This is a genomic window from Streptomyces sp. NPDC002602 (assembly GCF_042889445.1).
In the GTDB taxonomy this organism is placed as follows: Bacteria; Actinomycetota; Actinomycetes; order Streptomycetales; family Streptomycetaceae; genus Streptomyces.
The window spans coordinates 834,240-854,394 of the sequence record NZ_JBIAQX010000002.1 but is presented as its reverse complement, the minus strand read 5'-3'; the positions used below and the strand labels follow the sequence as shown (position 1 = coordinate 854,394).

16 protein-coding genes, 1 tRNA gene and 1 pseudogene are annotated in these 20,155 nt (G+C 71.6%); 10 read left to right on the top strand and 8 right to left on the bottom strand.

The features are described from left to right. The 6 genes from ACFYW3_RS09220 to ACFYW3_RS09195 form a co-directional block, all read left to right on the top strand. Window positions 1–1,144 (top strand): (2Fe-2S)-binding protein (locus tag ACFYW3_RS09220; protein ID WP_389385940.1); only part of this gene is annotated, 1,144 nt, incomplete at its 5' end. Continuing rightward, window positions 1,141–3,477, top strand: a complete 2,337-nt coding sequence (locus ACFYW3_RS09215) for a xanthine dehydrogenase family protein molybdopterin-binding subunit (protein ID WP_389385939.1) — start codon at window positions 1,141–1,143, stop codon at window positions 3,475–3,477. The genes ACFYW3_RS09220 and ACFYW3_RS09215, both read left to right, overlap by 4 nt. A 203-nt stretch (window positions 3,478–3,680) precedes the next feature. Beyond that, window positions 3,681–4,148 carry a DUF2563 family protein gene (locus ACFYW3_RS09210; protein WP_351754012.1) on the top strand — a complete coding sequence of 156 codons (468 nt, stop codon included), beginning with the start codon at window positions 3,681–3,683 and terminating at the stop codon, window positions 4,146–4,148. Then, window positions 4,148–5,599 carry a WXG100 family type VII secretion target gene (locus tag ACFYW3_RS09205; RefSeq protein ID WP_389385938.1) on the top strand — a complete coding sequence of 484 codons (1,452 nt, stop codon included), beginning with the start codon at window positions 4,148–4,150 and terminating at the stop codon, window positions 5,597–5,599. The genes ACFYW3_RS09210 and ACFYW3_RS09205 overlap by 1 nt, the downstream gene beginning before the upstream one ends. Before the next feature lie 21 nt (window positions 5,600–5,620). Beyond that, a complete protein-coding gene (gene mycP, locus ACFYW3_RS09200) occupies window positions 5,621–6,793 on the top strand; it encodes a type VII secretion-associated serine protease mycosin (RefSeq protein ID WP_389385937.1) in 1,173 nt (390 codons plus the stop codon). A gap of 29 nt (window positions 6,794–6,822) precedes the next feature. Then, a complete protein-coding gene (locus tag ACFYW3_RS09195; RefSeq protein ID WP_389385936.1) occupies window positions 6,823–7,971 on the top strand; it encodes a S8 family serine peptidase in 1,149 nt (382 codons plus the stop codon). A 75-nt stretch (window positions 7,972–8,046) separates the two neighbouring features. Here the strand turns inward: ACFYW3_RS09195 and ACFYW3_RS09190 are convergent. Further along, window positions 8,047–8,118: transfer RNA gene (locus ACFYW3_RS09190), tRNA-Cys, on the bottom strand. Between the two features lie 234 nt (window positions 8,119–8,352). On the opposite strand from ACFYW3_RS09190, the pseudogene ACFYW3_RS09185 reads away from it, so the two are divergent. The 4 genes and pseudogenes from ACFYW3_RS09185 to ACFYW3_RS09170 form a co-directional block, all read left to right on the top strand. Next, window positions 8,353–9,795: pseudogene (locus tag ACFYW3_RS09185) on the top strand (MFS transporter); the annotation flags it as partial. 470 nt (window positions 9,796–10,265) lie between these two features. Then, window positions 10,266–12,050 (top strand): DEAD/DEAH box helicase, encoded by a 1,785-nt coding sequence (locus tag ACFYW3_RS09180; protein ID WP_267826185.1) that lies wholly within the window; start codon window positions 10,266–10,268, stop codon window positions 12,048–12,050. Between the two features lie 392 nt (window positions 12,051–12,442). After that, window positions 12,443–13,084, top strand: a complete 642-nt coding sequence (locus ACFYW3_RS09175) for an IclR family transcriptional regulator (protein WP_053684560.1) — start codon at window positions 12,443–12,445, stop codon at window positions 13,082–13,084. Window positions 13,085–13,239: 155 nt separating this feature from the next. After that, window positions 13,240–14,037, top strand: coding sequence for a S16 family serine protease (locus ACFYW3_RS09170; RefSeq protein WP_351753996.1), 798 nt, complete (start codon window positions 13,240–13,242; stop codon window positions 14,035–14,037). Here the strand turns inward: ACFYW3_RS09170 and ACFYW3_RS09165 are convergent. The 7 genes from ACFYW3_RS09165 to ACFYW3_RS09135 all read right to left on the bottom strand — a co-directional run bounded on the left by ACFYW3_RS09165 (window position 13,967) and on the right by ACFYW3_RS09135 (window position 20,129). Then, window positions 13,967–15,301, bottom strand: a complete 1,335-nt coding sequence (locus tag ACFYW3_RS09165; protein ID WP_389385935.1) for an MFS transporter — start codon at window positions 15,299–15,301, stop codon at window positions 13,967–13,969. The two genes, ACFYW3_RS09170 and ACFYW3_RS09165, sit on opposite strands and share 71 nt — an antisense overlap. Continuing rightward, window positions 15,298–15,540, bottom strand: coding sequence for a hypothetical protein (locus ACFYW3_RS09160; RefSeq protein ID WP_389385934.1), 243 nt, complete (start codon window positions 15,538–15,540; stop codon window positions 15,298–15,300). Before ACFYW3_RS09160 ends, ACFYW3_RS09165 begins: the two co-directional genes overlap by 4 nt. A gap of 79 nt (window positions 15,541–15,619) precedes the next feature. After that, window positions 15,620–16,270: an ArsR/SmtB family transcription factor gene (locus tag ACFYW3_RS09155; protein ID WP_389385933.1), complete on the bottom strand. Its 651-nt coding sequence runs from the start codon at window positions 16,268–16,270 to the stop codon at window positions 15,620–15,622. Between the two features lie 109 nt (window positions 16,271–16,379). Continuing rightward, window positions 16,380–17,357, bottom strand: coding sequence for a glycine betaine ABC transporter substrate-binding protein (locus ACFYW3_RS09150; protein ID WP_351753988.1), 978 nt, complete (start codon window positions 17,355–17,357; stop codon window positions 16,380–16,382). Then, window positions 17,358–18,224, bottom strand: coding sequence for an ABC transporter permease (locus tag ACFYW3_RS09145; RefSeq protein ID WP_389385932.1), 867 nt, complete (start codon window positions 18,222–18,224; stop codon window positions 17,358–17,360). Beyond that, window positions 18,221–19,489, bottom strand: coding sequence for a betaine/proline/choline family ABC transporter ATP-binding protein (locus ACFYW3_RS09140; protein WP_351753982.1), 1,269 nt, complete (start codon window positions 19,487–19,489; stop codon window positions 18,221–18,223). The genes ACFYW3_RS09145 and ACFYW3_RS09140 overlap by 4 nt, the downstream gene beginning before the upstream one ends. Next, window positions 19,482–20,129, bottom strand: a complete 648-nt coding sequence (locus ACFYW3_RS09135) for an ABC transporter permease (RefSeq protein WP_351753979.1) — start codon at window positions 20,127–20,129, stop codon at window positions 19,482–19,484. Before ACFYW3_RS09135 ends, ACFYW3_RS09140 begins: the two co-directional genes overlap by 8 nt. Window positions 20,130–20,155 lie beyond the last annotated feature (26 nt).

The following is a 20,155-nucleotide window of genomic DNA, read 5'->3' as shown; positions in this document are numbered from 1 at the left end:
GGGGTTCGGTACGGATGGGCGCGGGTTCGCGGTGGACCGGGACGGTCTCGCCACGGACGGTCGCGGGTTCGCGGTGGACGATCGCGACGGGTTCGCGGTGGACGATCGCGACGGGTTCGGTACGGATGGGCGCGGGTTCGCGGTGGACCGGGACGGTCTCGCCACGGACGGTCGCGGGTTCGCGGTGGACGATCGCGACGGGTTCGCCACGGACGGGCGCGGGTTCGCGGTGGACCGGGACGGTCTCGCCACGGACGGGCGCGGCTTGGACGTGGGCGGGTCGGAGCCCGAGCCCGGGGAGGGGCGCGCGGACGCCCCGGCCGGGCCGGAGGCCACCGACGGGCACGGGCTCGTGTTCGTCGAGCCCGAGCAGGAGCCCGCCGGCGGTCGCGCCGAAGCCACCGCGCCGGACGTGCCGGTCGAGGACGCCCCGGACAGTGCCGTGGCACTCCCGGACGCGGGCGACCGGCCCGATGTCCCGCTCGGGGAGACGACGTACGAAGAAGACGACGCGGGGGCCGACGCCCATCACGAGCATCCGCTGGCTTCCTACGTCCTGCGCGTCAACGGGGCCGACCGCCCCGTCACCGGCGCCTGGATCGGCGAGTCGCTGCTGTACGTGCTGCGCGAGCGGCTCGGCCTCGCCGGCGCCAAGGACGGATGCTCGCAGGGCGAGTGCGGGGCCTGCGCCGTGCAGGTGGACGGCCGGCTCGTCGCGTCCTGCCTGGTGCCCGCCGCGACCGCCGCGTCCAGCGAGGTCCGGACGGTCGAGGGTCTCGCCACGGACGGGGAACTCTCCGACGTACAGGAAGCGTTGTGCAGGTCGGGCGGGGTGCAGTGCGGGTTCTGCATCCCCGGCATGGCCATGACCATCCATGACCTGCTGGAAGGCAATCACGCGCCGAGCGAGCTGGAGACGCGCCAGGCGCTCTGCGGCAACCTCTGCCGCTGCTCCGGCTACAAGGGCGTCATCGAGGCCGTCCGCGAGGTCGTCTCCGAGCGCGAGGCGACCGCCGCCGGCGACTCCGGTTCCGGCACGGGCTCCGGCACCGGTTCCGGTTCCGGTTCCGGTTCCGAGACGCGCATCCCGCACCAGGCCCCGCCCGGCGAGGGCGGCATCCACCCCAACGGAGGCTCGGCGTGAGCGGGCAGGACGCGGCCACCGCGACGAGCACGGCCACCGTGACGACGACCCCGGGCCCCGGAGCGGAGGACGGGCAGGAACCGCTGCGCGGGATCGGCGCCTCCGTCCCGTCCGCCGACGCCCGGGCCAAGACCGGCGGCACGTTCCCCTACGCCGCCGACCTGTGGGCCGAAGGACTGCTGTGGGCGGCCGTACTGCGCTCCCCGCACGCCCACGCCCGCATCCTCTCCGTCGACACCACGGCGGCTGCCGCCATGCCGGGCGTCCGCGCCGTCGTCACCCACGCCGACGTCCCCGGCGCCACCACCCACGGCCGCCGCATCGCCGACCGGCCCGTCTTCGCCCACGACGTGGTACGCCACCACGGCGAGCCCATCGCCGCCGTGGCCGCCGACCACCCCGACACCGCCCGCCTCGCGGCCGCCGCCATCACCGTCGAGTACGAACCGCTCGAAGCGATCACCGACCCCGAGCAGGCGTTCGGCGCCCCCGCCCTGCACCCCGACGGGAACCTGATCCGGCACATCCCGCTGCGCTACGGCGACCCGGACGCGACCGGCGAGGTCGTCGTCGAGGGCCTGTACCGCATCGGCCGCCAGGACCCGGCGCCCATCGGCGCCGAGGCCGGACTGGCCGTACCGCGCCCCGACGGCGGAGTGGAGATCTACACCGCCTCCACCGACCCGCACACCGACCGCGACCTGGCCGCCGCCTGCTTCGGGCTGGAGCCCGACCGGGTACGGATCGTCGTCACCGGCGTCCCCGGGGCGACCGCCGACCGCGAGGACCCGGCGTTCCAACTGCCGCTCGGCCTGCTGGCCCTGCGCACCGGCTGCCCCGTCAAACTGGCCGCCACCCGCGAGGAGTCCTTCCTCGGCCACGCCCACCGCCACCCGACGCTCCTGCGCTACCGCCACCACGCGGACGCGGAGGGCCGGCTGGTCAAGGTCGAGGCACAGATCCTGATGGACGCGGGCGCGTACGCCGACTCGTCCTCGGAATCGCTGGCCGCCGCCGTGGCGTTCGCGTGCGGCCCGTACGTCGTCCCGCACGCCTTCGTCGAGGGCTGGGTGGTACGCACGAACAACCCGCCGTCGGGCCACGTGCGCGGCGAGGGCGCCATGCAGGTGTGCGCCGCCTACGAAGGCCAGATGGACAAGCTCGCGGCTGCCCTCGGCATCGACGGCGCCGAGCTGCGCATGCGCAACGTCCTGGCCACCGGCGACCTCCTGCCCACCGGCCAGACGGTCACCTGCCCCGCGCCGGTCGCCGAACTCCTGCGCGCGGTACGCGACCACCCGCTTCCGTCCCTCCCGAAGGACACCCCCGAGGACGAGTGGCTGCTGCCCGGCGGCCCGGAGGGCGCGGGCGAACCGGGCGCGGTCCGGCGCGGCGTCGGGTACGGCGTCGGCATGGTCCACATGCTCGGCGCGGAGGGGACCGACGAGGTCTCCACCGCCACCGTGAAGATCGTGGACGGTGCGGCCACCGTCATCTGCGCGGCCGTCGACACCGGCCAGGGCTTCGCCACGCTCGCCCGACAGATCGTCCAAGAGGTCCTCGGCGTCGACGAGGTCGTGACGGCCGCCGTCGACACCGACCAGCCGCCGGCCGGACCGGCCGCGCACGGGCGACACACGTGGGTGTCGGGCGGGGCCGTCGAACGCGCGGCGAAGATGGTCCGTACCCAGCTCCTCCAGCCGATGGCCCACAAATTGGGCATGTCCACCGAACTGCTCCAGATCACGGACGGCCGGATCACGTCGTACGACGGGGCGTTCTCCACGACCGTCGCCGAGGCGATAGAGGGCAAGGAACTCTGGGCCACGGCCCAGTGCCGCCCCCACCCCACCGAACCCCTGGACGCCGACGGCCAGGGCGACGCCTTCGTCGGGCTCGCGTTCTGCGCGATCCGGGCGGTGGTGGACGTGGACATCGAGTTGGGCTCCGTACGCGTCGTCGAACTCGCCGTCGCCCAGGACGTCGGCCGCGTTCTCAACCCCCGCCAGCTCGAAGCCCGTATCGAGGCGGGCGTCACCCAGGGCGTGGGCGCGGCCCTGACGGAGAACCTCCGCTCGATCGGGGGAGTCATCCGCCACCCCGACCTCACGGGCTACGCCCTGCCCACCGCGCTGGACGCGCCGGCGGTCCGCATCGTCAAACTGGTCGAGGAACGCGACGTGGTGGCCCCGTTCGGGGCCAAGGCGGCGAGCGCCGTCCCCGTGGTGACGACCCCGGCGGCCGTGGCCTCGGCCGTCCGATCCGCCACCGGACGACCGGTCAACAGGATCCCGATCCGGCCATCCGCGGCGGTGGCGGCGCCCAACTCCTGACCGTGTGAAGCCCATTGCACGTGCAACCCCGGGGTTGGGGCTGTCCGCGCCGGTCGCTAGAGTGGCCGGCGAGACTGCGCACGTGTGCGTGTGAACGCATTGCGAACGAGTGCATGCGAATGAGTGCAGGCGCGTGCGAACGGGGACGGGGAGCGGTGCCGACACCGCTCCCCCGGGGACAACGGGGAGTCGGGGAGGCCGTCGTGGCATTGGATTACGGGCAGGGTGTGCCGGGACCGTACGTCGGAGGACCCCCGCCGACGGCGGCGATGCGGATCGAGTACGAGACGCTGAACGGCTACAAGAAGCTGGTCGACGACCTCCTCGACAAGCTCGACGGGTCGGCGGCGGCGGACAAGAAGCTGGCCGACGGGACACTGCCGGCCGGCGTGCTGGGGCAGGGTTTCCCTGAGGCCGCCCAACTGCAGACCGCCTACACGACGGTGCACGAACAACTGGTGAACCTGTCGAAGGGGCTGGCGGGACAGATCGAGGGCCTGGGCATCGCGATCCGAATGGCGGGCAAGGGCTTCGCGGGCATCGACGAGGAGACCCGCCGCCGGATGGCCGCGATCTCGGCGAAGGCGCACGAGGACTACGTCCCGCAGCGGGACCCGCTGTACAAGGCGCCGACGCCCGGTGGCCAGGACTATCCGCAAGGGGGGAACTGATGCCGGGCTTCGGGGACTACTCGATCGAACAACTGATGGCGATGGTGGCGCACTTCAGCCCCGAGACGGTGGAGGCACGGGGCACGGCGTTGGTCAAGGCCGCCGGGGACATCAAGGCGATCGGGGAGATCCTGAAGTCGCACAAGGTGTCCGGCTGGGAGGGCGAGGCGTCGACCGCCTTCCAGGAATGGGTGAGCCAGGCGGGCAGCGCGACACTCCGCCTGAGCGAGTACAGCGCCACCGGCGGCAAGTACATGGTCGAGGCCGGGCAGACCATGCGCGAGGTTCGGCGGGACATGCCGAAGCGGGGCGAAGTCGAGCCGGAATTGGCCAACTACGCGGCGGCCAGGAAGTTCCACAACGACCCGGACATGCAGCCGATCTCTCGGGATTCCTGGCGAAAGCTGGAAGCGCATCGCGCGGGCGCCGTTCAGCAGTTGGAGAAGCTGGCCTCCTCGTACACGCAGTCGGCGTACCAGATGAACAAGGCGGAGATCCCGACGTTCCCCCCGCCGCCGGCGAACTTTGTTCCACAAGGTGACAACGGGTCAACCATCATCGAGCGACCTGGGGGCGGGTCTGGAACCGTCGGCAACTCGGGCGGTCCTTCCCATGGTCCGCAGGTTGCGTCGGGGGCATCATCCAGCGAGCTTGATGTCCCGACCGGACGCTCGCCAGGGTCGAACGACTCCTTTGTCGCGCCCTCGACCACCGGGCCGACGACCGCCCCTGTTTCAGCGATTCCCGACCTGGATCTCAACCATGTCGGGACGCTACCGGACAAGTCTCTGCCTCAGGCCCCGGTTGGTGCCGGGGCGGTAGGGCCTGGCGGTACCGCTGTCACACCTGGTGGGGCTACTCCGCTTGTGCCGGTTTCGCCGATCGCCGTGGTGAAGCCCGGTGGTGGTCTTGGCCCCGTGGGCGGCGGGATGTTCCCTGGGGCAGGCGGTCTTACGGGCAAGGCCGGCGCTGTTGCAGGACTTCCTCCGCGAGACACGGGGATCGTCGGGGGTCGGCCGATCTCTGGAGTCGGCCCCAGTGCCGGTATCCCGCGCGGCACGGTCATCGGCGCGGAAGGTGGCCAGACAGCCGGTCGCGGCGTGATGGGCGGTGGCATGGGTGGAGGCACTGGTGGGGCGCATGGCGCATCAGGTGGCTCAGCGGTCGGTCGCCGATTCGCCACAGAGCCCGGCGGTGTCGTTGGTGGGCGCCCACCTGTCTCGGGCGGTCGCTCAATCACCGGTGGTCAGTCGTTCACGCAGGGCGGCTCGGGGCTTGTGCGCGGTGTGGCGGGAGCCGGGCCGGTTGGTGGCATGGGACATGGCGCTGCGGGTGTTCAAGGCCCGGGTAAGCGGCGCGACGGGCAGGGGGGCGAACGCCCCGATTACCTGGCCGAGGACGAAGAGACCTGGCAGGCCAACCGTCGTGTTGTGCCGCCGGTGATTGACTGAGCAGAACGGACGTTGCACGGGATGCGCATGCGTAAGGCGACCTCGGTTTTCGTAGGCCTATTGTTGTCCGGGGTTGCTGTCAACCCGGCCCACGCGGAGACCATTCGTGAGCAGCAGTGGCATCTCGATGTCATGAAGGCCGACGCGATCTGGAAAGTCAGCAAGGGTGCGGGTGTCACGGTCGCTGTGATTGACAGTGGTGTGGCGCGCATTCCCGAGTTGGAGGGTCAGGTGCTGGTCGGCAAGGATTTCGCAGGGGGGAAAGCCGAAGGCGACCAGCGTACGGACTACGACGGTCACGGCACCTCCATGGCTTCGATCATTGCTGGCACTGGAAAGCATCCAAGCGGCGACGGAGCAATGGGACTTGCTCCCGAAGCCAAGATCCTCCCACTGCGGGTCCCGCACGAGTTGGATCTGACAACCCCATCCTGGACTGCAGCGATTCGATATGCGGCGGACTCGGACGCCAAGATCATCAATATTTCCCTGAGCGTGCCGAAAGATGACCTCGCTCGAACCGAAGCGGTGAAGTATGCCGTATCGAAGGGAAAGTTGATCTTTGCTTCTGTCGGCAATGAAGGGGCGTCGACCAATGAGATCAACTATCCGGCTGCCACGCCGGGCGTAGTTGGGGTCGGCGCTGTGAACTCCAAGGGTGTTGTGACCGAGGAATCGCAGCGCGGGCCGCAGGTCGACATGACCGCCCCCGGTGTCGACATTGTCTCGGCCTGTCGTGACCAGACAGGGCTCTGCAAGACTCACGGCACCAGTGATGCCACCGCCCTCGCCTCCGCGTCGGCCGCACTCGTGTGGTCGTTGCATCCCGACTGGACCAACAATCAGGTGCTTCGGGTCTTGCTGAACACGGCCGGGAAGCCCGTCGACGGTGCCGAGCGCAATGACGGTATCGGCTACGGAGTGGTTCGCCCCCGGATTGCGGTGCCGACGCCCGGTGATCCCGGGCCGGCCGATGTGTATCCGTTGCCTGATCTCGCGGGTGCCGGCGCCGGTAAGGCGCCTTCCGGGGTGCCGGGTGCCAAGGCCTCCGAGTCGGTGGAGCCCGCGCCTGTTCCTCGGGCCGGGGCGCAGGAGTCCGGCGGGGGGCTTCCGTGGCTCGCGTTGGGGTTGGGGGCTTGTGTGCTCATCGGCGGTGCCGTTGCGGCTGTCGTCGTGCGGCGCGCGAGGCGTTGATGGGGTTGACGGGGGGGTATCGGCGGTTCTTGCGCGGGGCGGGGCCGGTGTTGGCCGGTCTGCTGGTGGTCGGGGTTGCCGGGGCGCCGGCCCGTGCGGAGACCGTTCGCGAGCAGCAGTGGCACCTCACCGCGATGAAGGCGGCCGAGTTCTGGAAGGTCGGCACGGGCAAGGGCGTCACGGTGGCTGTCATCGACAGTGGTGTGGGACGCGTGCCCGAGTTGGAGGGGCAGGTGCTGCCCGGTGTGGACCTCGCCGGGGGCAAGGCCGAGGGTGACGAGCGTACGGACCGGGACGGGCACGGTACGTCGATGGCCACGATCATCGCCGGTACGGGCAAGGGCTCCGGTGGCGAAGGGTTGTCCGGGATCGCCCCGGGGGTGAAGATCCTGCCGATCAGGGTGCCTCGGGAGGACACGCCGGGGGAGTCGTCCTGGGCGGCGGCGATCCGTCGCGCGGCCGACTCGGACGCGAAGGTCGTCAACATCTCCATGTCCACGGCGACGGCCGACCCGGCGGGGGACGACGCGGTGAAGTACGCGCTGTCCAAGGGCAAGCTGGTCTTCGCGGCCGTGGGCGAGGAGTCCTCGGCCGAGAAGGCGGGCGGGCTCCGGTATCCGGCCGCCACGCCCGGTGTGGTGGGGGTCGCCGCCGTCGATCCGGGCGGCAAGCCGACCGCGGAGTCGCTGGCGGGACCGCAGGTCGACATGTCCGCGCCGGGCGTCGACATCCTCACGGCCTGCCGGGGCAAGGCGGGTTACTGCAAGAGTCACGGGACCGGAGAGGCCACCGCCCTGGCCTCCGCGTCGGCCGCACTGCTCTGGTCCGCCCACCCCGACTGGACCAACAACCAGGTGCTCCGGGTCCTGCTCAACACCGCCGGCGCTCCCCTGAGCGGTGCGGTGCGCAACGACGGGGTCGGGTACGGGGTGGCCCGGCCCCGGATCGCGATGCCCACTCCGGGTCCCCCCGGGCCGGCTGACGTGTACCCGCTGCCCGACTTCGTCGCCGCGGCCGCGGCGATGGCGGCCGGCGACGCCGGGCCGTCGACGGAATCCGGGGCGGACGACGCGGCCGCGTTCCGCGGCACGGTGTGGTGGATCGGGCTCGGGCTGGTGGGCGTGCTGATCGTCGGCGGGGCCGTCACCACCGTGCTCGGGCGGCGCGCGGGCAACTGATCGGGCGGCACGAGCGGTACCGACCATGACGAAGGGCTGTCCGGGAACCTGGTTCCCGGACAGCCCTCGCATGCGAAGCCGTGACCGGAATCGAACCGGCGTAACTCGCTTTGCAGGCGAGTCCCTCAACCACTCGGGCACACGGCTGTGTGGTGGTGACGAGTACGACCGTACGAGGCGCCCAGCGGCGGTGGAAGGGGGGCGCGGGTGCCGCAACGCGACTGCCATGCTCCGTTCACAGTCCTGGGCCGTCTCTTTCGGATCGTGCCGGGCGGCGCGGGTCAGGCACGATCCGAAAGAGACGGCCTAGGCCCGGAGGCGGAGTCGGGATCGGTCGAATTGACAGGGACGAAGCAGAGGTATGGACCTTACGCTGGGGCGATGAGCGCACTGGAACCCCGTGTCCCCGAGGCCGCCGCACCGGCCTCGCCCGAGCCCTCGGAGTCCCCGGGCGGGATCCTCGGGGCCGCGTACCGGACGCTCAGCATCGGCATCATCTCCGTCGTGTTCCTCATCGCCTTCGAGGCGACCGCCGTCGGCACGGCCATGCCGGTCGCCGCGCGGGAGCTGAACGGGATCGGTCTGTACGCCTTCGCCTTCTCCTCCTACTTCACGACGAGCCTGTTCGGCATGGTGCTGTCCGGGCAGTGGGCCGACCGGCAGGGGCCGCTGCGGCCGCTCGCCCTCGGGATCGGGGCGTTCGCCGGCGGGCTGGTGCTGTCGGGGACGGCCGCCGGGATGTGGGTGTTCCTGCTCGGGCGGGCGGTGCAGGGCTTCGGTGGCGGGCTGGTGATCGTCGCCCTGTACGTGGTCGTCAGCCGGGCCTACGACGAGCGGCTGCGCCCCGCGATCATGGCCGCGTTCGCCGCGAGCTGGGTGGTCCCCTCGATCGTGGGCCCGCTGGCCGCCGGGACGGTGACCGAGCACCTCGGCTGGCGGTGGGTGTTCCTCGCGATCCCCGCGTTGGTCGTCGTACCGCTGGTCGTGGCGATACCGGCGATCCGTCGGACCGCGTCGGGGCCGGTGGCCGGCGGGGAGCCGGTGGCCTTCGACCGGCGGCGGATCCGGCTCGCCCTCGGGATCTCGGCGGGTGCGGGGCTGCTCCAGTACGCCGCCCAGGACCTGCGGTGGCTCTCGGTCGTGCCGGCCGTCGCGGGCGCGGCGCTGCTGGTGCCGGCGGCGCGGGGGTTGCTGCCGCGCGGCACGTACCTGGCCCGGCGCGGGCTGCCGTCGGTGGTGTTGCTGCGGGGGGTGGCGGCGGGTTCGTTCATCGCGGCCGAGAGTTTCGTGCCGCTGATGCTGGTCACCCAGCGGGGGCTGAGCCCGACCCTGGCCGGGTTCTCGCTGGCACTGGGCGGGCTCACCTGGGCGGGCGGCTCCTGGGTCCAGTCGAAGGGGCGGATGGCGCCGTACCGGGAACGGCTGATGGTCGGCGGGATGGTGCTGGTGGCGTTCGCCATCGCGGTCGCCCCGACGGTGCTGTTGACGTGGGTTCCGGTGTGGACGCTGGCGTTGGCCTGGGCGATCGGGTGCCTCGGGATGGGCTTGGTGATCGGCTCGACGAGCGTGCTGCTGCTGGAGCTGTCCGCGCCGCAGGAGGCCGGTGCGAACTCCGCCGCGCTGCAGATCTCCGACGCGCTGGCCAATGTGGTGCTGCTGGCGGCCGGCGGGGCGGCGTTCGCCGCGCTGGGCGGGGGAACGGTGGGGGCCGCGCACGCCGTGACCTCCGGCGGGGCGTCCTCGCATCCGGGGGCGTTCGTGGTGGTCTTCCTGCCGATGGCGTGCGTGGCGCTGGTGGGGGCGTGGGTGGCGACCCGGCTGCACGCCGCCCCGGCGGCGGAGGCGCCGGGCGCCGGTCGATCCACCCCGCCGGACACCGCCGCCCGGCCGACCCCGGCCGACACCGCCCGGCCCACCCCGCCGGACACCGCCGCCCGGCCGACCCCGGCCGACACCGCCCGGCCCGCCCCGGCGGACACCGCCCGGCCGACCCCGCCGGACACCGCCCGGCCCACCCCGGCGGCGGACGTGCCCGGCCCCGAACGGCGCGGACCTCAAGGGAGTTGACCGGGGCGAGGTCCGCGCGCCGGTGGGCGGACCGGCCTCGGGGAACGCCGGTGACGGCCCCCGGGGCGCGCCGCGAGCGCGACGGATGTGATGCTCGCCGCACCCGCCGAGGTCACGGGCCTGTCCCTCCGCGAGGGGCGGGCCCGTGCCGGTAAGGTGGCCCGGTTGTCCTACGTACGACCGCTTCCCGCCCGTACCAGATACACCGAGAGCACGAACCGGAGACCGTGACTACTACCGCCTCCCACCACCTCTCACCCGCCTTCCCCGGCCGCGCGCCGTGGGGTACCGCCAGCAAGCTGCGCGCCTGGCAAGAGGGTGCGCTGAACCGGTACCTGGAGACCCAGCCGCGCGATTTCCTCGCGGTCGCGACCCCCGGAGCCGGCAAGACGACCTTCGCGCTGACCCTCGCGTCCTGGCTGCTGCACCACCACGTGGTGCAGCAGGTGACCGTGGTCGCGCCGACCGAACACCTGAAGAAGCAGTGGGCCGAGGCCGCCGCCCGGATAGGCATCCGGCTGGACCCCGAGTACTCGGCCGGCCCGCTGAGCAAGGACTACCACGGCATCGCCGTGACGTACGCGGGCGTCGGCGTGAAGCCGATGCTGCACCGCAACCGGTGCGAACAGCGCAAGACCCTGGTGATCCTCGACGAGATCCACCACGCCGGCGACTCGAAGTCCTGGGGCGAGGCCTGCCTGGAGGCCTTCGATCCGGCGACCCGGCGGCTCGCGCTGACCGGTACGCCCTTCCGGTCCGACACCAACCCGATCCCCTTCGTGACGTACGAGGAGGGGAACGACGGGATCCGCCGGTCGTCCGCCGACTACACCTACGGCTACGGGAACGCGCTCGGCGACGGCGTCGTCCGCCCCGTGATCTTCCTGTCCTACAGCGGCAACATGCGCTGGCGCACCAAGGCGGGCGACGAGATCGCCGCCCGGCTCGGCGAGCCGATGACCAAGGACGCCATCTCGCAGGCCTGGCGCACGGCGCTCGACGCGCGCGGCGACTGGATGCCGAACGTCCTGCGCGCCGCCGACCAGCGGCTGACGGAGGTCCGCAAGGGCATCCCGGACGCGGGTGGCCTGGTCATCGCCTCCGACCAGGACTCGGCGCGCGCGTACGCGAAGCTGATCAGGGAGATCACCGGCACGAAGGCGACCGTCGTCCTGTCCGACGACACGGGCGCCTCGAAACGCATCGACGATTTCAGCGCGAACGACGACCGCTGGATGGTCGCGGTCCGCATGGTGTCCGAGGGCGTCGACGTTCCGCGCCTCGCCGTGGGCGTTTATGCCACCACCATTTCGACTCCTTTGTTCTTTGCGCAGGCAGTCGGGCGATTTGTACGTTCGCGCAGGCGCGGCGAGACCGCGTCCGTGTTTCTTCCGACCATTCCGTATCTGCTCGGTTTCGCCAACGAGATGGAAGTCGAGCGCGACCACGTCCTCGACAAGCCGAAGAAGCAGGGCGAGGAAGACCCGTACGCCGAGTCCGAGAAGGAAATGGACGAGGCGAACAAGCTGGAGGACGAGGACACCGGCGACGAGGAGCAGATGTCCTTCGAGGCGCTGGAGTCCGACGCCGTCTTCGACCGGGTGCTGTACGACGGCGCCGAGTTCGGGATGCAGGCGCACCCCGGCAGCGAGGAGGAGCAGGACTACCTGGGCATCCCCGGGCTGCTGGAGCCGGACCAGGTGCAGATGCTGCTCCAGAAGCGGCAGTCGCGGCAGATCGCCCACAGCCGGCGCAAGCCGGACTCCGAGGCGGACCTGCTGGAGCTGCCGGCGGAACGGCGGCCCGTGGTTTCGCACAAGGAGCTGCTGGAGCTGCGCAAGTCGCTGAACACGATGGTGGGCGCGTACGTCCACCAGAGCGGCAAGCCGCACGGGGTGATCCACACGGAGCTGCGCCGGGTGTGCGGCGGGCCGCCGAGCGCGGAGGCGACGGCGGGTCAGTTGCGGGAGCGGATCAAGAAGGTCCAGGAGTGGGCCACCCGGATGCGGTGACGCCGCCGCCCGCGTGAGGGTACGGGGAGGGGACCGTGCGCCGACGCGCACGGTCCCCTTCGTCGTTTCGGCAGAACCGGAGCTATCCGTTCGGAATGCGAATGCGCGCCGGGGAGGATGTGGGGAAGATGCCGGGGAAGATTACGAATTGACACACCCGCTCGAACAAATGGGTACAAGCGGGCAGTAGGCGCCCGGATTCTGGACGAGCCCTTCCGCTCAGCGAACCTGCTGGATACTGTCCCCGCATCGAACGCCCCGTGGCAGCGCCGCCGCGGGAGCGCAGCCGGTGCCATGGCCGCTACCGGCGGCCTCTCCGTGCGTCGCCGAGGGACCGGCAGCGCTCCACCCCGTGAGAGTCACCGCCGCCCACCTAAAGAGGGAGAGGCGTCGTGACTGCGGAAACCTCCCAGACTCTCGACCGAGGGCTCCGGGTCCTCAAGCTGCTCGCCGACACCGACCACGGTCTGACCGTCACGGAGCTGTCCAACCGCCTCGGTGTGAACCGCACCGTGGTCTACCGCCTGCTCGCCACGCTCGAACAGCACGCCCTGGTCCGCCGGGACCTCGGCGGCCGGGCACGGGTCGGACTCGGCGTGCTGCGGCTCGGCCGTCAGGTGCACCCGCTCGTGCGCGAGGCGGCCCTGCCCGCGCTGCGGTCCCTCGCCGAGGACATAGGGGCCACCGCGCACCTGACCCTCGTGGACGGCAGCGAGGCGCTCGCCGTGGCCGTCGTCGAGCCGACCTGGACCGACTACCACGTGGCCTACCGGGCCGGCTTCCGTCACCCGCTGGACCGCGGGGCGGCCGGCCGGGCCATCCTGGCCGCCCGTCAGGGCACGCTCATCGAGCCCGGGTACACGCTGACCCACGGCGAACTCGAAGCGGGCGCCAGCGGCGCCGCGGCGCCCCTGGTCGGCATCACCGGCCTGGAGGGCAGCGTCGGGGTCGTCATGCTGGCCGACGCCGTGCCCGAGCGGGTCGGCCCGCGCGTGGTGGACGCCGCCCGCGAGGTCGCCGACGCCCTGCGCTGATCCGACCGAACGCCCGAGACCCGGCCCGCGACCCCGTACGAAGCCTCGTACGGGGTCTAGTGCATCCCCACCGCAGGGGAGGGCGGGTTTCTCCCGCGCGTGCCGGCGTGCCGGGTCACGCGGGAGGGCGCGACCGGGCCCGATAGATTGGCCGGGTGCTCTCACGCCTCACACGTCTGCCGCGTCCCGCCGCCCTGGCGCTCTGCGCCCTGCCCCTGGTCGGGTTGCTGGCCGTGGCGGCCCTCGCGCCGCTGCCCTTCGTGATCGCCCAGCCCGGGCTCACGGCCGACGTGCTCGGCTCCCGTGACGGCAAGCCCGTCATCGCCGTCACGGGCGCGCCCACCCGGGACACCAAGGGGCAGCTCCGGATGACCACCATCCAGGCCACCGGTCCCTCCACGACGGTGCGCCTGCCCGAGCTGGTCGACCACTGGTTCGACACGACGCGGGCGGTCATGCCCAAGGACGCGGTGTATCCCTCGGGCGGGAGCGACGAGGAGATCGAAGAGCACAATCTGGAGGAAATGACCAAGTCGCAGTCGACGGCCTCCGCCGCCGCGCTCGGCTATCTCCACAAGGACCCGAAGGACGTGAAGGTCACGCTCAACCTCGCCGATGTCGGCGGCCCGAGCGCGGGTCTCCTGTTCTCCCTCGGCATCGTCGACAAGCTCGACGGCGACGGGAGCGGCGGCGATCTCACCGGCGGCCGGAACATCGCCGGCACGGGCACGATCAGCCCGAGCGGCGAGGTGGGCGCGGTGGGCGGGGTGGCGTTGAAGACGCAGGCCGCCAAGCGGGACGGGGCGAGCGTGTTCCTCGTGCCGAAGGCGGAGTGCTCCGACGCCCTGTCCGAACTTCCCGAGGGGCTTCGGCTGATCCCCGTCACTTCGCTGACGGATGCGGTGAGCGCCCTTCGGGCGCTGAACAAGGGGCAGCCGGTTCCGTCCTGCTGACGCCCTGCGCGGGCACGCTCCGGTCGGTCCTCTCGACGCGGTCCGGGCGGTCGTTCAGGCCGCCCCAGGCGGGGAACACCAACGGGCCGAGCGTGGCGAGCAGATAGACCCCGGCGAAGGCCAGCAGGGCCGGACCGGCGCCGAACCCGTCGACGAGCAGGCCCGCCGCGAGGCCGCCCAGCGGCATCGTCAACTCGCAGCCCGCCGTGGTCACCCCGGACACCCGGCTGCGCAGCGCGTCCGGGATCCTCTCCATCATCACCGTGGTCAGGATCGGGTTCAGCATGCCCGCGCCCAGCCCGGCCAGGGCCATCGTCACCGCGAGCGGCGGCGGGGTGTCGGTGAAGGCGGCCACGACGTACCGGGGCGCCCCGCACAGCAGGAAGGCCACCGCGAAGACCGTCCTCGGCCGGTACCGCTCGCCCCACGCCCCGTAGAGCAGGGCGCCCAGCAGCGCGAACCCGCCGAACACGGACACCATCAGGCCGAGTGCGGTGGGCCCGCCCAGTGCCTCGCGACCGTGTACGGGCAGCAGTACCGAGGACCAGCCCTGGTCCAGGCCGTTGGTCACCATCACCATCAGGGTGATGCCCGTCAGCAGCCGTGAGCGGGTCAGGAAGGCCCATCCCTCGGCGAGTTCGGCCCGGTAGCCCGCGAACGACACCTTCTCTGAGGTGCGTTGCGGATCGGCGGCCGGGACCCCGCGCAGGAAGACGGCCACGAGCAGCGCCGACGCGGCGAAGCTGGCCGCGTCCAGGAGCAGTACGGTCTCGGCCCCGAAGGCGGTGACGAGCAGGCCGGCCACCGCGGCCCCGACCATCCGGGCGCCGCGCGAGACGGCGTCGTACAGGCTGGCCACCCTGCCGACGGTGGTTCCGGCGTGCTCGGCGAGGTGGGGGATCAGGACGTAGCGCGCGGTCAGTCCGGGGGTGTGGACGAGGCCGCCGATCGCCATCAGGGCGCACAGCATCCAGAACTCCAGCAGCCCCGCCCGGTGCAGCAGCGGGATCACGCCGATCGACAGCGCGCAGATCAGGTCGGAGGCCGCCGAGATGCGGCGGCGCCCGATCCGGTCGATGACCGGGCCGCCGACGAGCGCGGCGACGATGACGGGCAGGGTGGCGCAGAAGGCGACGATCCCGGCCCGGCCGGCGCTGCCCGTGCTCTGCAGGACGAACCACGGGACGGCGATGAGGGTGAGGGAACTCCCGGCTATGGAGATGGTGTTGGCGGCCAGTACGGCCACGAAGGGGCGGCGGCTCACGAGGCGCCGCCGCGCACCACGCGGGAGTGGACGTGCGCGGGCTGCATGAGCCGGATGCCGGCGGCGATCAGGGCCTCCCCGAGCCGGTTGCGCAGCACGGGTAGTGCGGGCAGTGCGGGCTCGGGGGCGACCGGGGCGGCGTTGCGGGTGAGGTGCCAGGCGGCGGCCTCGGCCGCCAGTTCTGCGGTGCGGCCGGCGTGGAGCGCGGTGTGCAGGTCGGTGTGGGCGAAGGCGTGCATGGCAGGACTCCTTCTTCGGGTTCTCGCGCGCGGCGAGGAGACGGCGGCTGCTCGGTGTGGCTGCTGCTCGGTGTGGCGGCTACTCGGTGTGGCGGGGGAAGGCGTGCGTGTGGAAACGGACCGTCTCCGTGCCCTCCGCCGGCGGCAGATCGCGGTAGGTGTTGATCAGGTCGTGCAGTTTGCGGATGAGTTCGAGGGACTGTTCGGCCGTCAGTCGCAGCGTGAAGTCGCTGATGTCCGAGCCCGCGCGCCAGTCCCGGGGCCAGCTCGGCGCCTCGCGCATCCAGCCGGCGAGTTCCTGCGCGTGGATCTTCGTGATCTCGGACAGGAAGACGTCCGCGGCGACCCGCGTCTCCGGGTCGGCGGCGTGGATCAGCGACTCGTCGAAGCCCGTGCCGTCGTGGGAGGCCCGCCACCACCGCTCGCGGCCCTTGCCGTGCTCGGGCGCGTCCTCGACGAACCCGTACGCGGCGAGTTGGCGCAGGTGGTAGCTGGTGGCCCCGCTGGACTCGCCCAGGCGTTCGGCGAGTCGGGAGGCCGTGGCCGGGCCGTGCAGGCGCAGGGCGCCCAACAGGCGGATGCGTAGCGGGTGGGCGAGGCCGCGCAGCGAGTGCGCGTCGAGCATGCGGACTTGCGGCTCGACGGGCTCGACGGGTTGGGAAGGCTCGACCGGCTGGGTGGGCTCGACCGGCTGGGCGGGCCGCGGGTCTTGGGCGTTCTTCTCGGGCATGGCTCCACGATAGAGTTGCAAAGATTCCTATGCAAGGGTTTCTTTGCAACCTTCTCTTTGGAACCCTCTCGTCGGAACTCGCCCTCGGAGCCGTTCCGTTGCCGGCGGCTCAGCCCTCCTTGATGAACCCCTCCTTCAGCAGCCAGTCCTTCGCCACCGCGTGCGGGTCCTGGCCCTCCACGTCCACCTTGGCGTTCAGCTCCCGCGCCACCTCGGTCGTCAGTCGCTGCGTCACCGGCGCCAGCAGGTTCGCGATCACCGGGTGCTCGGCGAACGTCTTGGCGTTGATCGCAGGCGCCGCGTTGTAGTTGGGGAAGAAGCGCTTGTCGTCCTCCATGATGTCCAGGTCCATGGCCTTGATCCGGCCGTCGGTGGTGAACGCCTCGCCCAGCAGGCAGGAATCGGACTTGGAGACCTGGGTGTAGATGATCCCGGCGTCCATCTTCTGAATGTTGCCGGTGGGGATTTTCATCCCGTACGCCTTCTCCATGCCGGGCAGTCCGTCCTCGCGCGAGGCGAACTCGTTCTCCACGCACAGCGTCACCGCCGACGGGTCCTTGCGGGCCAGCGCCGCCACGTCCGACATCGTCCGCAACTTGTACTTCGCGTTGTTCTTCTTGCTGATGGCCAGGGTGTACGTGTTGTTGAGCGTGGCCGGCGGCAGCCACACCACCCCGTTGCGCAGGTCCGCCCTGCGCACCGCGTCCCACTGGCCGCGTGGGTCGTCGATGGGCTCGGTGTTGCCCAGGTACGTGATCCAGGCCGTGCCCGTGTACTCGTACATGGCGTCCGCGTCGCCCTTGCGGACGGCCTCGCGCGCGCTGATCGAGCCGGGCAGGTTGGTGCGGTCCAGCACCTCCGCACCGGCCGCCTTGAAGACGAGGCCGAGGATCTGGCCGAGGATGATGTTCTCGCTGAAGTTCTTCGAGGTCACCGTGAGGGAGGCGCCCGCCAGGGGCTCGCCCCGACCGACCGAGCCGGGCTGTACGTCGTCCACCATCGGGGAGCCGCTCTTGAGCCCGCAGCCGGCCAGCGCCAGCAGGGCCGCTCCCGCGAGCGCCGCCGTCCGTACGCGGTGAGTACGCATCTACGCCTCCAGGCCGTGCGGCGTCAGGACCGTCTCCGCGAGGGAGGCCAGCCAGTCCACGAACAGGGCCAGGACCACCGTCAGCACCGAGCCCACGATCAGCACCGGCATGCGCTGCGTCTGGATCCCGGAGGTGATCAGGTCGCCCAGGCCCCCGCCGCCGCCGAAGGTGGCCAGCGTCGCGGTGCCGACGTTGAGTACGAGGGCGGTCCGCACGCCGGCCAGGATCAGCGGGACGGCCAGCGGCAACTCCACCTTGCGCAGGGTGCCCGTCGACGACATGCCGATCCCGTGCGCGGCCTCCACCAGCAGGGGGTCGATGGCCCGGAGCCCGGCCACGGTGTTCGACAGCACCGGCAGGACGGCGTACGCGACCATCCCGATGATCGCGGTCGACGGCCCGATGCCCAGCCAGATCACCAGCAGCGCCAGCAGACCGATGGCCGGGGTGGCCTGGCCGATGTTGGCGAGGCCGGTCACGAACGGCGAGGCGCGGCGCAGTCCGCCGCGGGTGAGGGCGATGCCGAGGGGGATCGCGATGATCAGCACCCAGAAGGTGGAGATGGCCGTGAGCTGGATGTGCTGCCACAGCCGGAGCCGGACGTTGCCGCCGCCGAGCGAGTTCCGCTCGATGACGTCGAGCGGGATGTTGGTGATCCACAGGTACAGGGCCAGCACCACCAGGCCCAGGACGACGGGCGGCAGCACCAGTCTGCGCCAGCCGATCCGGCGGAGCGGACCGGGCGGAGCCGGCGTGGGGGGCCGGTCGAGGTCGTCGGCGAGTTCGTCGCGGAACGGGAGGCCCTTGACCTCGTGCTCGCCGGGGGGCCGTTCGCCCGGTGGCCGCTGCGGGGAGGCGGTGGTCATGAGGTGCCCGCACCGCCCTCCAGCTCCTGCTCCGTCCGGTGGTGGCGCAGGTCCTCCAGGTCGTGCGCGTGCTCGGCGGCGGCGAGCCGGTCGGCCTCCAGCATCTCGTGCACCGAGTTCATGAGGGTCTCCATGTCCACGACGCCGATGTACTCGCCGCGCCGCCCGGTGACCGCGACCCGCCCGCCGCTGTCGGTGAGGACCGCCTCCAGGGCGTCGTGCAGGGTCGCGTCCCGGGTCACGGTGTCGTGCACCAACTGCCCGGCCCGGGCCAGCGATCCCTTGGCGCGCATCAGGTCGCCGCGTCGCAGCCACTTGTACGGGCGGCCGCCCCGGTCGAGCATCAGCAGCTCGTTGTGCCGGCCGCCGCGCAGCGTACTGAAGATCAACTGGAGCGGGTCGTCGACCGACACCGTGGGGAAGTCGGCGATCCCCACGTCCCGCACGCGGGTGAGGTTGAGCCGTTTGAGGGCCGCGCCCGCGCCGACGAAACCGGACACGAAGTCGTCGGTCGGGTTGGTGAGGATGGCTTCCGGGGTGTCGAACTGGGCGATGTGCGACCGCTCGCGCAGGACCGCGATCCGGTCCCCGAGCTTGATGGCCTCGTCGAAGTCGTGGGTGACGAACACGATCGTCTTGTGCAGCTCGTGCTGGAGTCGGATCAGCTCGTCCTGGAGGTGGTCCCGGGTGATCGGGTCGACGGCGCCGAAGGGCTCGTCCATGAGCAGCACCGGCGGGTCCGCGGCCAGCGCCCGGGCGACGCCCACGCGCTGTTGCTGGCCGCCGGAGAGCTGGCGGGGGTAGCGGCCGTGGAACTCGCGGGGGTCCAGGCCCACCAGGTCGAGCATCTCCTCGACCCGGTCCTTGACCTTCGCCGTGGACCAGCCGGTCATCTTCGGCACCAGGGCGATGTTCTCCGCGACCGTCATGTGCGGGAAGAGGCCGGAGGACTGGATCGCGTACCCGATCTTGCGGCGCAGCTTGACCGGGTCCATGTCGGTGACGTCCTCGTCGCCGATCCGGATCCGGCCGGAGGAGGGCTCGATCAACCGGTTGATCATCTTGAGGGTGGTGGACTTCCCGCAGCCGGAGGGGCCGACGAAGACGACCGTCTCGCCCGCCTTGATGTCCATCGACACGTCGTCCACGGCCGGGTTGGGGTTGCCGGGATAGCGCTTGGTGAGGTTCTCCAGCCGGATGGTCGCGCCGGAGGTCGCTGCCTTCGGGCTCGGGCTCGGGGTCGGCTCGGACGTCGGCTCAGACACGGATTCCCCTCGGGATGGTGAGACGGCCGAGCAGGACGTACGCGGCGTCGAAGAGGAGGGCCAGGATGACGATGCCGATCGTCCCGGCCAGGACCTGGTTGAGGGCGTTGGCGCTGCCGAGCGAGGCGATCCCGCGGAAGATCTCGTTGCCGAGACCGGGACCGGAGGCGTACGCGGCGATCGCGGCGATGCCCATCAGCATCTGCGTGGACACCCGGATCCCGGTCAGGATCGGCGGCCAGGCCAGCGGCAGCTCCACCCTCAGCAGCCGGGCGGACCGGGACATCCCGATGCCCCTGGCCGCGTCGACCAGCGTCGGGTCGACCCCGCGCAGGCCCACGATCGAGTTCCGGACGATGGGCAGCAGCCCGTACAGGGTCAGGGAGATCACCGCGGGTGCCACGCCGAGGCCCACGATCGGGATCAGCAGACCGATCATGGCCAGCGAGGGGACCGTCAGGATCGTGGCGGTGGAGGTGATGGCGAGACTGCCGCCCCAGCCGCTGCGGTAGGTGAGCACGCCGATGGCGATGCCCAGGACCGTCGCGATCACCATGCACTGGAAGACGAGGCTGACCTGCTGGAAGGCGTCGACGAGCAGTTGCTGCCGCCGGCTGGACAGGTAGCTCCAGAAGCTCACGTCGCCTCACCTCGCCCGTCTGTCCG

Excerpts from the sequence above, each read along its gene's own strand:
- ACFYW3_RS09205 (WP_389385938.1), top strand. The coding sequence starts at position 4,148 with ATGCCGGGCTTCGGGGACTACTCGATCGAACAACTGATGGCGATGGTG.
- mycP (WP_389385937.1), top strand. The coding sequence starts at position 5,621 with ATGCGCATGCGTAAGGCGACCTCGGTTTTCGTAGGCCTATTGTTGTCC.
- ACFYW3_RS09160 (WP_389385934.1), bottom strand. The coding sequence starts at position 15,540 with ATGCACGCCTTCGCCCACACCGACCTGCACACCGCGCTCCACGCCGGC.
- ACFYW3_RS09155 (WP_389385933.1), bottom strand. The coding sequence starts at position 16,270 with ATGCCCGAGAAGAACGCCCAAGACCCGCGGCCCGCCCAGCCGGTCGAG.
- ACFYW3_RS09150 (WP_351753988.1), bottom strand. The coding sequence starts at position 17,357 with ATGCGTACTCACCGCGTACGGACGGCGGCGCTCGCGGGAGCGGCCCTG.
- ACFYW3_RS09145 (WP_389385932.1), bottom strand. The coding sequence starts at position 18,224 with ATGACCACCGCCTCCCCGCAGCGGCCACCGGGCGAACGGCCCCCCGGC.